This is a genomic window from Pseudomonas cichorii (assembly GCF_019719005.1).
Classification (GTDB): domain Bacteria; phylum Pseudomonadota; class Gammaproteobacteria; order Pseudomonadales; family Pseudomonadaceae; genus Aquipseudomonas; species Aquipseudomonas cichorii_E.
In genome coordinates, this window is the sequence record NZ_JAIGPJ010000030.1 from 29461 (window position 1) to 44077 (window position 14617).

The following is a 14617-nucleotide window of genomic DNA, read 5'->3' on the forward strand; positions in this document are numbered from 1 at the left end:
TGGTCTTTTTTTGGTGTGCTACGGATCGGTTTATCCGCAGAGATTGCGCGTTATCAGAAGTCGCCGCGCAGGATCAGGACATAGCTGCGTGGTTCGCCGTACAGGTTGGAACGATCCACTGCCACGGCTGTGGTGTAGTACTTGCGATCGAACAGGTTGTCGGCGTTCAGGGCGACGGTCCAGTGCTCGTCGAGTTTCCAGGCGGCGCGTGCATCCCAGATGGCGCGGCCTGAAACGCCCAGTTGATCGTTGGACGGTACGGTGTAACCGGAGTCCGCCGATACGCCAGCGCCCAGGGTCAGACGATTCCAGGCTCCTGGCAGGTTGTAGCTGGTGTTCAGGCGCAGCATGTGTTTCGGTGTTTCGTAGGCGACTTCCATATCCGAACTGTTTGCCAATTGATTGAAGGTATAACCGCCAAAGACCTGCAGGCCCGGCAGTACTTCGCCGCTGGCTTCGATATCAACACCTTTACTGCGCTTGATGCCGCCCTGGACGTAGCAGGATCCGTCAGAGCTGCCCGGGCAGAGTTCTTCTGTCTCCAGGTCGACGTAGGCTACGTCTTTCTGCTTGATATAGAACAGGGCCATCGACAGATTCAGGCGCTTGTCGAACAATTCGCCCTTGATACCCGTTTCGTAGTTGGAGCCAATGGCCGGATCCAGTGGAGCGCCACCGACCTTCCTGTAAGCGGCTTGCGGGGTGAAGATATCCGCATAGCTGGCGTACCACGACCAACTGTCGTTGATGTCGTAGATCAGGCCGGCGAACGGGGTAAATTCCTGAGTCTGTTTGGATTCATAGGAAAGGGTCGGGTCGTATTTGGAATTGTAGTTATATTCGTACCAACTGAGACGCCCGCCCAGTACCAGGCTCAAAGGCTCGGTCAGGTGAATGCGGGTATTGGCGTAAAGGCCTGCTCGCTCTTCTGTCGAGACGTAATTGCTCGTCCAGCCTGGATTTACCGGTTTGGCAATTGAGCTGTGGTTGACATCAAAGATATTGATGGGGGAAGCAGTCGCTACTGTGACGTTTTTGTTGTCGGCTCTCTGTCTCGACCAGTCGGCACCAAACGTGACCTCATGGGACAGGCCGAAGGCGTCGAACTTGCCTTCCAGCTGGCTGTTCAGGCCCAGACTGTTGACTTCATCGTGGCGGAACAAGGTACTGCGGAAGCTCGAGCCAGCCAGCGTTGTCGGGTTAACGGCACCACGAGCAAAGGCGATGGCCTGATCGAACCCACCTTCGGAGTAGGTCAGGGAGGTCTTGTTGAGCCAGTTTTCATTGAAGCGATGCTCGACTTCAAAGAAGGCTTCGCTCATGTCTGTTTCGAGGCGGTTCCACTTCTGGGCCAGGTTCGTCGAGCGGGAAAGATCCAGCGACTGCCCGTTGCTGTAGCGCGGCAGGCCGTAGATCGAGTAACCGTTGATGACCTTCTCCTGACGACGCAGGCTCATGGTCAGTGTGGTGTCGTCGGTCACATCGGCTTCGAGGATGCCGTACAGCAGCGGCGTGCGGCTGTTTCGGTTATCCTGGTACGAACCATTGTCTTCATAGGCGGCCACCATACGGCCACGGACCGTGCCCGAGTCATTGAGTTTGCCGCTGCCATCCAGATCGACACGATACTGGTCCCAGGAACCTGCACGGGTGGTGATCGAGAACTTGTTCTCGGCAGTCGGGCGCTTGCGCACCAGGTTCACGGCACCACCGGGCTGACCCGCACCGACCAGCAGGCCGGAAGCGCCGCGCAGGACTTCAACGCGGTCATAGATCGCCATGTCTGGCTGCATCCAGCCAGTAATTTGATAACCCTGACCACCAATACCATCGACCAGGAAGCTTTCCGCCAGCAGCGAGAAACCACGGGAGGTATACACGTGGCCACCGAAGTTGCGGTACTGGAAGCTGATGCCGGGAGTGTCTTCCAGCACTTCGCTCAGGCTGGTGAGGTTGTTGTCGTCCATGACCTGACGAGTCATGACCGTCACCGACTGTGGCGTTTCACGCAGCGATTGAGCCGCGCCTTTGCCGATAGTGGTTGCACCGGTGGTGTAGGAGCCTGTGCCGTCAGTGGCGGTGCCCAGATATTGGGAGTCAATCGCGGTCGGTGCCAGATTGATGGCCGCCGATGAATCCTGCGCACTCAGGGTCAGAGCATTGCCTTGCAGGCTGTAGGTCAGGCCCGCTCCGGCCAGCAGTTTCCCCGCTGCCTGTGCCGGAGTGAACTTGCCTTGTACTGCGCCGCTGGTTTTACCTTGCACGTCCGCCGGGCTATAAACCGCGCGCACACCACCCTGGCGTTCCAGTTGACTCAGGGCACTGCTCAGCGGTTGGGCCGGGATATTGAACTCGATTTCCTGGGCCTGTACCTGAGCGGCCATGGGCATGCTCAGTGCCAGACCAATTGCTGCCATGGCAGGTCTTGGGCGGAACATGCGGCTGATCAGCAAGGCCTTGCTCAGTGGTGTGAGTCGTGATGGTGTGTACATGGAGTGGCTCTTTCTAGTTGGTATTGGCAGGGAGATCAAAGAGCGTTGTTCAGTCCTGTCCGTGGGCTGCTTGTGCAGAATCGGAGCAGACGCTGTGCAACTTTTTATAGGGAGCCGGGCTGACGACAGATGCCCGCGCAGGTGTGCTGTTAAAGAGAACGAAAATGCCTCTCAGTTATTTAATGAATTTTTCACATTTGCCCTGAAAAAGATGGCGCAAGGCTATCTGTGGCAAAGGGGCAGATAATCCAGAGGCAAAAAAAGCCCCGCTCGCGGTTTGATCCGGGCGGGGCCATGTCATGGATAACGGGCTGGATTCAGGCGGATACCTGTTCGGCTTGCACCTGTTCCACTTCGATCTTGCCGGCCTGCATGCGCACCAGTTGGTCGGCAATGGGGAAATACCGGTCGTCGTGGGAGATGACGATGATGGTCTTGCCTTGCTGTTTGAGCTCGGGCAGCAACTCGGTATAGAACACGCGGCGGAAAGCCGGGTCCTGATCGGCGGCCCATTCGTCGAACACCAGCACCTGACGCTCATCCAGCCAGGCATTGATCAGGGCCAGACGCTTGCGTTGGCCGGTCGACAGGTCAGTGGTGGTGAACGCGCCATCGCGAATGCTGACCTTGTGAGCGATATCCAGACGCTCCAGGTATTTGCCCGCATCGGCAGGCAGTTTCGCTTCGCCCTGCATCGGTTCGTCGAACAGGTGGTAGTCGGCGAAGATGGTGGTAAACAACTGGCGATAATCGTCCAGTTCCTCTGGCATGACGGCTTTGCCGTTGAGGCGGATTTCGCCTTGCTGTGGCTTGTATAGGCCTAGCAACAGCTTGATCAGCGTGGTCTTGCCGCAGCCGTTCTCGCCGACGATAAACACGATATCGCCCTGTTTGATGCTCAGGTTGACCGGGCCGAGGTGGAAGGACTCGCTGCCTTCCACTGGCGGGTAGTCATAGCGCAATTGATGGAGTTCCAGGGTCTGCATGTTCGCCAGGGTATTGGGGCGGTCGCTGACCAGCAGGTGCGGCTCGGGGCTGGAGAACTTCCACGACAGCTCGGCGATACGGCGCATGGCGATCTGGGCGCGGCTGATGCCGGGCAGGGCGGTGATCAGGCGTTCCAGCGGGCCTTTCATGTACAGCATGACCAGCACGAAACCGCCCAGCACGGTTTTTTCGGTGCTCGGCCACAGCGCCTGAAAGGCAATGGCAATGCCGATAACCGCGAAGAACAGCATCGAACCGAAGGTTTCTGCGCTGACGAAAATGTTGGCGGCGCGCACGCTGGATCGGCAGATGCGCTCGGTCGCGCCATGGATCTGCTCGTCGAGCATGTGCTGACGACGCTTGCGCTGGATGCGCAGTTCCTTGGCACCGGCCGACAGGGCCTGATAGTGCTTTTGCAGCTCGTCTTCGCCGTTACGGGCCGCGACGATGCTGCGGGTGCCGAAATGATGAGCCAGATACTGCGCGCCAGTGCCCAGCACCACGGTCAGTACTGTCAGCGCCAGGATCTGCCACGACAGCAGGGCCAGGTAAGTCAGGCAGCCCAGGGTGACGGTGAAGGAAATCACCATCGGCGCAATCGACAGGGCGAAAGTGCTGAGGGTGTTCACGTCATTGAGCAACACTGGAATCAGGCGATGGGAGCGGTAGCGCTCCAGTTGCTCGATGGGCGCGACCAGCACCTTGGCGGCCAGCTCGCGCCGCAGGTTGGCGACCACGCGCTGGCCGACATAGTTGGTCGACAGGTTCGAGACGGTGGAGCAGGCCAGGGTCAGCACGCACAGGCCGGCGAACAGCAGGGCAGTGTGGGTGTCAGGTCCGCCTGCCATGTTCATCGCGTTGTTGATGGTGGCCAGCAGGGCGGTCACGCTCAGGCCGCTGACAACCCCCAGCACAGTGGAGAGAGCCACCAGCCACCAGAATGGCTTGAGGATCCTCAGGGTTTCCCGGGCGAGGCTTTCTGATTTGGGTGTCATGCTGTTGTCTCGTGATTATCCGTTGATCGGCCTGAAGAAAGCGTCAGAGTTCGCGAACGACCCGGAAGCCCAGCCAGTCGCCGCGCACATCGGGCTTGCGGCTGTTGCGGTTGCCGGAGCGGGAGAAAATCGGCGCTTCGGTCCAGTCGTTGCCGCGAATCATCTTCCAGCTGCAATCACCGGCCAGCCAGGCACTGCCATCGGTGGGGGCGCCGTTGTAGTTGCTGGTTTCGCAATCGGCGGTCCACTCGTAGACATTGCCGTGGGCGTCATAGATGCCGAAGTCATTGGGGCTGTAACTGCCTGCCGGGGCCGTGACGCTGAAGCCGTCTTCCGGGCCATAGGTGTTGGCATGCTTGGCGATGCTGTATTGCTTGCCTTCATCCATGGGGAAGGGGAACGGTCCGGTGCTGCCGCCACGGGCTGCATACTCGCGCTCGGCCTCGCTGACCAGCCGGTAGGTTTTGCCGGTCTTCTTCGACAGCCAGGCGGCGTAGGCCTTGGCTTCGTTCCAGTCCATGCACACCGCAGGCTGGCGGTCGGTCAGTGGATAGCGCGGCTGGCCGGCCTTGCACTCGCGACCCGGACGAGTATCGCCATCGGGCATCTTGTAGCCGGTGCTTTTGATATAGGTCTTCCACTCGCCGCTCAGCACTTGAAACTGGCTGATGGCGAACGGCTTGGCGAAGGTCACTTCATGCAACGGGCCTTCGTCGGGCTGGCGGCCGAGTTCGGATTCCGGCGCGCCCATGGTGAAGGTGCCGGCAGGCAACACGACCATTTCCGGACAATCCTTGCAGTCCTTGAACACCTTGCCCGGTTCTGGCGTGGCGGCCATGGCGGCTGCGGGTAATAGCGCGCCCAGCAGGGCGGTCAGGGACAGGTTGGACAACATCTTGTTCATAGCGGGCCTCAAGGCAGAAATCTGAAAGCGGGTGACAAGCGTCATGGGCGTTGGCTGAGGACGGCCAGGAAGCGGTCTATCTCGGCCTCGTTATTGAGCAGGCCCGGAGCGGTGCGCACGACCGGTCCGATATCGCGATCCACGGCATCGACTACGACATGGTTTTTCATCAGCCAGGCCGCCACGTCGTCGCAGTTGCGGTCCTTGACCCTGAAGAAGCTGAACCCCGACGACAGCTCGGGCGCCATGGGCGTGACCAGTTCGATGCCCGGCTGTTCTTTCAGGCGCTGCTTGATGTAGGTGTTGAGCTGATGAATGCGTGCCTGGACATCGGCCTTGCCCAGTTGCAGGTGCAGTTCGAAGGCTTTGTCCGCTGCCCAGCGGTACTCAAAGGAGTGATAGCCGCCGGGTGTCATGATGGTGCCGAAGTTGATGGCTTCCGAAAAACTCGGGATCAGCGGGGTGACATCCTTCAACTGCTCCGAGCGCGCGCAGATGATGCCGGTGCCCCGTGGACCGAACATCCACTTGTGGGTCCCGGCGACAAAGAAGTCGCAATTCATGCTCGGGAAGTCCACATCTTCGACCCCGAAACCGTGCACGCCATCGATCACGTACAGAATGCGGTCCTTGTCGTCGCGATTACGGTTCTGCTCCTGAACCAGCGCGCCTATTTCGCCGACCGGCAGTTTGACGCCGCTGCCCGATTGCACCCAGGTCATGCCCAGTACGCGGGTTTCGGGGCGAATGGCCTGGGCGATATTGCCGATGATTTCGTCGCTCGAAACCGTGGTGGGATCCTTGAACAGGCGGATCTTGCGAACCTGGGTGCCTTCTCTCTTGTGGCGCGAGTTCAGGATATTGCGGGTGCAGAAGTGTTCATGCTCGGTGGTGAGAATTTCCTGATCCTGCCGTACATGAATGCCGCCATAGATAATCGCCAGGCCTTCCGTCGTGCTGCCGGTCAGGGCGATCTGGCCGGGCCTGGCATTGAAATACTTGCCTGCCCACTCGCGCACCGCGTCTTCGCGGTGGGCGATTTCCTTCAGGTCCCAGTCCATGGCCAGACCGGGGTTGCGGTCGATATTGGCGCGGTGAAACTCGATGGCTTCGCGCACGGGCTTGGGGTGCGAAGTGATCAGGAAGTTGGCGAAGTGGATGTAATCCGGGTCCTGATCGAACAGCCCGCGCAAGGTGGTCCACTTGTCCTTTGAGGTCGGGGCGGTGCTGGAGGCCATGGCCGAAGGCAGCAGATTCGCGCCCATGGGCAAGGCGGCGGCGAGCAGGCCGGCCTGTTTGAGGAAGGTTCTGCGGTCAGTCATGAGCGGCCATACCTGGAATGTCGGTGTGCAAGCGGAATAGGTTCATTGGCTGGCCACCGGTTTTGCCGATTTCTGTACCTGCTCCCAGACCCGCAGGAAGTTGCCGCCCCAGAGTTTGGCAATGTCGGCTTCGGCATAGCCGCGCTCGATCAGCTCGGCGGTCACGTTGCGGATTTCGCTGACATCCTTGAAGCCATCCACGCCGCCGCCATCGTTGAAGTCGGAGCTGATGCCCACATGATCGATGCCGATCTTCTTCACCGTGTAGTCGATGGCGTTGACGAAATCCTTGACGGTGGCCTTTGGCTCTTCTTCGAGAATGGCGTACAGCTTGCTGGCGTAAGCGCCGAAACGTTGCTCCGGCCAGACGGTAATGATCGCGTCGCCGGGCATCAGGGCCATGGCCAGGTTCGGCAGCGGTGGCAGGTCGAAGTCCTTGCGCAGCTTGTTGAGCTTGTCCTGGGTCTTCTGGGTCAGGGGTTTCAGGTAGGCCGGGAATGCCACGACCTGTACCACGCCGCCGCTCTGCTTGATGATCTGCAGTTCTTCGTCGCTCAGGTTGCGCGGGATGTCCACCAGCGCCCGTGGTGCGGAGTGCGAGGCAACCATGGGTGTGCGGCTCAACTGGCTGACCTGCTCCAGGCCCTTGGTCGACATCTGCGATACGTCGATGATCACGCCCAGATCGTTCAGGCGATGCACAGCCTGCTTGCCGATCTCGGACAGCCCGCCCAGCGGGTCTTGGGAATCATTGAAGAACGGCAGCGGGCGTGAAGAGTCCGCCCAACTGTTGTTGCCCACATAGCTGAAGCCGAACATGCGCATGCCGCGCGCCGTCCACTGGTCCAGCAGATTGATGTCGTTGCCCAGCGGATAGGCGTTGAGCATGCTGATGAAAATCGCAAACTTGCCTTCGCCGTGCAGGCGGCGCATGTCATCCGGGGTGTAGGCGATGCCGACCTGATTCGGGAAATCGCGGACCATGCCGGTGATGATCTTGTAGCGGACCTCTTGCTGATGGCGCGCTTCATCCACGAAGCCTGGCGTCGGGCGATGGGGCGCATTGGGGCCGTTCCAGATTTCCGGCCAGCCAAACACCGTCAGTGCCGCACCCGACAAGCGCCCGCGTGCGGTCTTCACCAGATCGAATTGCCCGGAACCGTCCTTGTCCGCTTCGTTGCGCTCGCTGCCGAACTTCAAGGGCACAGTGATGTGGCTGTCGAAGGAAATGATTCGCTCCTGCAGCTCTTCAGCCTGTTTCATCACCTTGACCGGGTAACCCGATGGCGACCAGTAATTCCAGGCCAGCCAGCCTGCGCCGGCACTGATTGCCAGAGCCAGGGGCAGGCCAATGAAAAGAGCCTTTTTCCAACGCGGTTTTGTCATTGCCATCTCTTTCAGGTTCGCCGTTCAGAAGCAGGCACAAGGGCCTTTGCTATCTGGGGAGAACGAGCGGATGGCAGAAAAATTTAGCGTGGATGCAGTTCGCGGTCTTGGCCCTAAATTTCTTGGGCGATGTTACGTCCTAGCTTGGATAAAGGCCGTTTCGGGGCGTTAACAGGTAAGGTATGACGATTTCTCGACGAGGGTTTATAGCGGGCCTGGCGCTCACCGGTGCTGCGGTACCGGCTGCTTATTACGCACATCGCGAACTCACGCGCGTCGAAGAACCCGTTACACCGGGGGAAGCGACAGCCGCGCCGGCCGATACCGCCACCCAACGGTTGGCCGACAAGCTGCGCGGGGTTTGGGCTATACGTTTCGAGGGGCGTGATGCCGGGTTGACCGGTGCGCCACTTCAGGGTCTGGAAATGTTCCTCGACATTGCCCCGCGTGGCCGTGGCCTGCGGGGTTATATCGACACTGCCGAGCGTCTGCGGGGTGAGGCCGAGCCACGTTTTCGGGTCATCGGCGACCTGCGTTCTGCCGACGCCTCGAAACTGTATTTCCGTGTCATTGACGGCCATGCCGATGACAGCCCGCAAAGCGATGCGCCGGACTATGAATTCAGTATGATTCTGGATGAGGTCTGGGGCAGCTTCGGCAATGCAGGCAGCGGCACCTTGAGTGGACGCATCGAGCGTCTGGATCGTCCGCTGGCGCTGCCTGAACTGGAAAACCGTTTTATCGCCACCAAGCATGTGTTTCCCGAAGCCCGTGATCGTGTCGCGCTGACGCCGCCGTTTCTGGCCTGGCTGGTTTCCAAGGAGCATCGCCTGTTTCACCAGCTCTGGCATGCCAGCCGCGACAAGTGGCATCGCCTGCCCGAAGACAAGCGCAATGCCCTGCGCGGTATCGGCTGGCAGCCCGGCCCGCGAGACAAGGAGCGCGATGCCCGTGGTGAACACAAGGACCGTAACGGTTCGGGCATCGACTTTTTCTACATGCATCGGCACATGCTGATTCAGGCCCGCCAGTTTCAGGAACTGCCTTCCTGGCCGCGCTTCCCCTTGCCGCAGCCGGAGCTGGAGCGGGATCGTCAGGGCTTTGCCCGATACTTCGATAACCACGATGGCTGCGCGTTGCCACCGTCCTGGCAGGCCAATGGCGATGCGGAATACAGCCAGTTGGTCAGCGATATCAAAAGCGACGAGACATTCAGCACACATTTCCAGGCGTGGGAATCCCAATACCGGGACCCGCGCTTCCTGTCGAAACTGACCCTTGGCCAGTTCGGTTCCCAGGTTGAACTGGAACTGCATGACTGGCTGCATATGCGCTGGGCATCGGTGGCACGCGACCCTTCAAATGGCGAACCGGTGCCCATGGCCCGTGATTCCGCGGACTTCGCGGCCCGCTGGTTCGAGCCGGAAAACGATTTTCTCGCTGATCCGTTTTCGTCCCATGTGCATCCGGTGTTCTGGATGTTCCATGGCTGGATCGATGACCGGATCGACGACTGGTTCCGCGCCCATGAGCGTTTTCATCCGGGAGAAGTAAGCCGTCTTGAAGTCAATGGCGTGCCCTGGTTCGCGCCGGGGCGTTGGGTTGAAGTCAGCGATCCCTGGCTCGGCCCGCAGACCCATGGTTGCAGCACCACGCCGGGCCTGAATGCCGGAACGACCATGGAAATGGACCCGGAAGTCATGAAGCTGGCGCTGCGCATCACCTTTGCGGCGGATGACAAACTCGGCAACCTCCTGCGCCGTGTGCCGCGTCGGCCGTGGTATGCGAGAAACCTGCTGCCGGAGAAGTGGTTTGGCGGGTTTTAATCCCTGAATCTGTAGGAGCGAATTCATTCGCGAGACGGCATTGAATCCGATGGATTTTCTTTGAATTCACCGGATCTTCGCGAATGAATTCGCTCCTACAGGGGTTGTGTCCAGCCGCCGCCCAGGGCTTTGTACAGGGCAATACTTGCCTGCACCCTCGACAACCGAAGTTGCACGCTCACATCCTGTGCCAGATACAGCGTGCGCTGGGTTTCCAGTACGGTCAGCAAATCTTCGGCTCCAGCTTCGTAACGGCTCTGGGCGATGCGAAATGCAGTCTGGGCTTCCTTGAGTTCTTCGTCGTGCCAGTACCTTTGCTGGTCCAGGCCGGTGATGCTGTTCAGGGCTTTTTCCACGTCGGCGAAGCTGTTGATGATCGCGCCGCGATAGGTTTCCAGTAGCTCTTCCTGACGAGCCGTGGCCTTGTCGCGTTCTGCGCTCAGGCGTCCGTTATTGAAGATCGGCCCGGTCAGGCCTGCAGCCAGGCTGCTGAAAGGCGCGCGCAACCAGTCTTCGGCCCGAACCACTTCCGTGCCCAGTGTGGCGCTCAAGGTCAGTTTGGGCAGCAGTGCGGCGCGGGCTACGGTGACATCCGCCTGAGCAGCGGCCAGTTCGGCTTCGGCCTTGGCGATGTCGGGGCGACGGGTCAGCAGCTCGCTGGGCAATCCTGTACCAATCTGCGGCCAGCTCAAGGTTTCGAAATCCTGATTGCCCAGTTCCAGGCGCTGAACAGGTTGGCCGAGCAGGGCGGCCAGGGTGATCCGTTGCTCATTGGCCAAGTGCTGAATACGTGGCAGTTCGCGTTGCTGAGTGGCGACCAGATTCTTCTGCTGAGCCAGTTCCAGCGCCGTTGCAGAGCCTGAGTCATAGCGGGTCTGTACCAGGCGCAGCACGTTTTGGGCATTGGCCAGGTTCAGTTCGGCGATATGGCTTTGTTCCTTGGCCGACAGGGTTTGCGCGTAACGGTCGGCCACGCTGCTGAGCAGGGTCAGTTCCACTGTGGCCCTGTCGAACTCGCTGGCTTTCAAACTCTGTAGCGCACTGTCCCGAGCAGCCGATACGCCACCCCAGAAATCCACTTCGTAACTGGCGGTCAGGCTGGTGGTAAAGGCGTCGGTATTGTTGTCATCCGAAGGGCTGGCCTTGCGGTCGCTGCTGCGCAGGAACTTGTTGCGCTCGCCACGGATGTCGTAGGTGATTTCGGGGCGTGTGGGGGCTCCGGCAATGGTTGCCGTGGCCTGAGCCTGTCGCACACGGGCCATGGCGGCAGCGACTTCATGGCTGTTGACCCGTGCCTGTCCGATCAGGCGGTTCAGGTCCGGGCTGCCAAATTGCTGCCACCATTGAGCATCGGTGCGTTGCAAGGCGGCGCTTTGGGCGAAGGCCCAACTCGGCGGCGGCTGGATGCCGCTATCGATGGTGGGCGCAGAAGTGTTGCAGGCCGCCAGCAGCAGGCAGCAGGTCAGCAGGGTCAGGGTTGGCTTCATCGATAGATCATTCGCTGGTGAGGGCCGCAACCGGATCAAGCCGGGCAGCTTTGCGGGCAGGCATAAAACCGAAGACCACGCCGGTGACCAGTGCACAGGCAAAGGCCCCGACAACGGCAAACAGCGAAAACGCCACGGCGATCTTGCCGAGCAGCAGCACGCCGCCCATGCCAAGGGCCAGCACGATCCCGGCCAGCCCGCCGACCACCGAGAGCATCACGGCTTCGGTGAGGAACTGGCGCAGAATGTCGCCCTGGCGTGCGCCGGTGGCCATGCGGATACCGATTTCCCGGGTGCGTTCACGCACGGTCATCAACATGATGTTCATCACGCCGATACCGCCCACCAGCAGCGAGATGGCGGCAATGGAGCCGAGCATCAGCGACAGGGTGTTCTGGGTCCGGGCTTCGGCCTGGATCATTGCGGCGTTGTTGGTCAGTTCGTAATCGTTCTTGCCGTTGTGCAGGCGCTGCATCAGGTCATGGATCGAGCGCTCGGCTTCCTTGACCTTGCCGGCATCCCTGGTGGCGATGGCAATGTATTCCGGGTTCTGGGTGCCGAACAGGCGGATGCTGGCCGAGGAGTAGGGAATGGCAATGCGGTTGTCGCTGTCCAGGTCGCCGGAGCTGGCACCTTTTTCCTGCAAAACGCCCACCACCTGGAAGGGCACATTTTCGATGAGGATGTACTGGCCGATGGGGCTGGCCAGGTCCTTGAACAGCTTTTGCCGGACTTTATGGCCGATCACTGCCACCGCTGCGGCGTTTCTTTCGTCGGCTTCGGTAAAGTAACTGCCTTCGACGACCGGCCAGTTGAAGATGGCCGGAAAGTGCGTGTCGTTGCCGCCCACATAGCTGGAGTGATCGAGGTTGCCGAAGCGCACGCCTGCCTGCCCGCCATTGACCGGCATGATCATTTTCACTTCGGGCAACTCGCCCAGTGCGGCGACTTCTTCCAGGGTGATGATGCCTTTGGGAGTGCGTGGGCTGGGGGATTTGCCGTTGAGGTAAATGATGTTGGAACCAAAGGACGACATCTGCGCCATGACCTGACGCTTGCTGCCTTCGCCCACGGCCAGCATGACCACCACCGACGCGACGCCGATCACGATGCCCAGCAAGGTCAGTGCGGTGCGGAACCGGTTGATCCACATCACCCGCCACGCGGCCTGAATGGCATCGAGCAGTTCGCCTTTCCAGGCACCATTGCGGGTACTGCCTTCACTCAGACGCTGGCGCAGGTCAACGGCCTGCAAGGCCGCCGGGTTGGTCGAGGCTTGCGGATTGCCTGAGGCCGTGTCGCTGACAATCAGGCCGTCACTGACTTCGATGACGCGTCTGGCGCGGGCGGCGACTTCCCGGTCGTGAGTGATCAGAATCACCACATGCCCCTGGCTGGCCAGTTCGTCCAGCAGGGTCATGACCTCCGCACCGCTGTGGCTGTCCAGTGCGCCGGTAGGTTCGTCGGCGAGGATGATATGCCCGCCGTTCATCAAGGCGCGAGCAATGGAAACCCGTTGCTGCTGGCCGCCGGATAGCTGGTGCGGGCGGTTGCCGGTGCGTGAAGCCAGCCCCAGCCGGTCGAGCAGGGCGGCGGCGCGGGCATGACGCTCTGCTGCGGGCGTTCCGGCGTAGATCGCCGGCATCTCGACGTTTTCCTGCGCCGAGCCGGACGGGATCAAGTGATAGCCCTGAAACACGAAGCCAAAGGCTTCGCGTCGCAGCCAGGCCAGTTCGTCGCTGTCCAGCCCGGCCACATCTTCCCCGGCGAACAGGTATTGCCCGGCGCTTGGGCGGTCGAGGCAACCGAGAATATTCATCAGGGTCGATTTGCCCGAGCCGGAGGCACCGACAATGGCCACGAACTCTCCGGCATGGATCGACAGGTCGATCCCTCGCAGCACGTTAACCAGCGGGTTATCGCCACCCCCGTAGGATTTGCGGATATCCCGCAGGTCGATCAGCGGCATTTGCATTCAGCCTCCACTGCCGATGGACGGGCCGATCAACAGCCGGTCACCTTCATTCAGCCCTTCGAGAATCTGCACCCGCAAACGGTCGCTGATGCCGGTGCGCACCTCGCGGTTCTGTATGTCGCCGCTGGCGGTGAGCACGCGGGCCGTTTGCAGGTCGGCCTGCGGCCCGCTTTTCAGGGCAGCGAGAGGCGCGGTCAGGGTGTTTTGAGCACTGTTGGCGACAAAGAATATCTGCGCGGTCATTTCCGCCATCAATGCCTGATCGGCGTTGTCGACATCCAGCAGTACGGTATAGAGCACCACGCGACCGCTGCCGTTCTTGCCCGAACTGCTCGGGCTGCCGCCGCCCTGATTGGCCTGTTCCAGCGGCTTGGGCGGCACCGGGAGAATCTGCCGGACCGTGCTGCTCCAGCGCCGGGTGCCGCCGCTCAGGGTGGTGAAATAGGCGTTCATGCCGGGTTTGACATGGCCGATATCGGCTTCGGACACCTCGGCCCAGACGGTCATGGGCGAGAGTCGGGCGATGCGCAGGATCAGCGGCGTCTGCTGCTGGGCATTGAGGGTCTGGCCTTCCCGCGCATCCAGCGCGACCACGGTGCCAGACATCGGCGCGTAAATGCGGGTGTAGCCCAGCGCGGCTTCGTCACTGCGCAGGCTGGCCTGGGCCTGGAGAATCTGCGCCTTGAACATGTCGACCCGTGCCTGGGTGGCGCGAAACTCCGATTCGGCCGCCTGCACATCTTCGGCACGTGTGGCACCTCCGGCGGCCAGGCTTCGCTGGCGCTGCTGTTTCTGCTGGGCCAGTTCGTGCAAGGCACGCTGCTCCTGAAGCTGGGCCTTGAGGTTTTCAATGGCGTAGCGGGCGACATCGAGACGGGCTTTTTGCGTGGACGGATCGATCTCCACCAGCAACTGGCCTTCCTTGACCTGATCCCCGACCTGCGCGTGGATCTTCATGATCTGGCCGGTGGCCTGAGAACCCACATCCACATAACTGCGCGGTTGCAGAGTGCCCAGCGCCGTCACGCTGCTTTGAATATCGCTGCGAGTGACGAGGGCGGTGGCCGCATCGCTGTTGCCCGAAGGCATGATTTGCCAGGCGCACACAGCGATGACCGGAAACATGCACAGCGCCAGAAGGACGGCGCGTCCAGGGTGTCGAGAGCGTTTCATGCAGGGTTCCTGCTTGGAGAATTCAGCCCGTCGGCAGGCGACGGCCACGGGAACTGTCCATTAAACGAGG

The 14617-nt window shown here is 60.7% G+C and carries 9 protein-coding genes; 1 reads left to right on the forward strand and 8 read right to left on the reverse strand.

Features of this window, described 5'->3' with window-relative positions; translation table 11 throughout:
- Window positions 1–53: 53 nt before the first annotated feature.
- From K5D32_RS19450 to pvdM, 5 genes are all read right to left on the reverse strand, one after another.
- On the reverse strand, window positions 54–2492 hold the full coding sequence (locus K5D32_RS19450; protein WP_409372883.1) for a TonB-dependent siderophore receptor: 2439 nt from the start codon (window positions 2490–2492) through the stop codon (window positions 54–56).
- A 317-nt stretch (window positions 2493–2809) separates the two neighbouring features.
- Entirely contained in the window at window positions 2810–4474 is a 1665-nt protein-coding gene (locus K5D32_RS19455; RefSeq protein ID WP_221601487.1) for a cyclic peptide export ABC transporter, read from the reverse strand.
- A 43-nt stretch (window positions 4475–4517) separates the two neighbouring features.
- Window positions 4518–5378: a formylglycine-generating enzyme family protein gene (locus tag K5D32_RS19460; RefSeq protein WP_221578638.1), complete on the reverse strand. Its 861-nt coding sequence runs from the start codon at window positions 5376–5378 to the stop codon at window positions 4518–4520.
- Between the two features lie 41 nt (window positions 5379–5419).
- Window positions 5420–6700 (reverse strand): aminotransferase class V-fold PLP-dependent enzyme, encoded by a 1281-nt coding sequence (locus tag K5D32_RS19465; protein WP_221601488.1) that lies wholly within the window; start codon window positions 6698–6700, stop codon window positions 5420–5422.
- 42 nt (window positions 6701–6742) lie between these two features.
- A complete protein-coding gene (gene pvdM, locus K5D32_RS19470; protein WP_221594734.1) occupies window positions 6743–8086 on the reverse strand; it encodes a dipeptidase in 1344 nt (447 codons plus the stop codon).
- A 182-nt stretch (window positions 8087–8268) separates the two neighbouring features.
- Between pvdM and K5D32_RS19475 the strand changes: the two genes are divergently transcribed.
- Complete coding sequence (locus K5D32_RS19475) at window positions 8269–9912, forward strand: PvdJ/PvdD/PvdP-like protein (RefSeq protein WP_221601490.1); 1644 nt, start codon at window positions 8269–8271, stop codon at window positions 9910–9912.
- A gap of 95 nt (window positions 9913–10007) precedes the next feature.
- Here the strand turns inward: K5D32_RS19475 and K5D32_RS19480 are convergent, their stop codons facing one another.
- The 3 genes from K5D32_RS19480 to K5D32_RS19490 are packed head-to-tail and all read right to left on the reverse strand — an operon-like array spanning window position 10008 to window position 14547.
- A complete protein-coding gene (locus K5D32_RS19480; protein WP_221601492.1) occupies window positions 10008–11399 on the reverse strand; it encodes an efflux transporter outer membrane subunit in 1392 nt (463 codons plus the stop codon).
- A gap of 7 nt (window positions 11400–11406) precedes the next feature.
- A complete protein-coding gene (locus K5D32_RS19485; protein ID WP_221601494.1) occupies window positions 11407–13374 on the reverse strand; it encodes a MacB family efflux pump subunit in 1968 nt (655 codons plus the stop codon).
- Window positions 13375–14547, reverse strand: coding sequence for an efflux RND transporter periplasmic adaptor subunit (locus K5D32_RS19490; protein ID WP_221601496.1), 1173 nt, complete (start codon window positions 14545–14547; stop codon window positions 13375–13377). It abuts the gene before it with no gap.
- Between the last annotated feature and the right edge of the window lie 70 nt (window positions 14548–14617).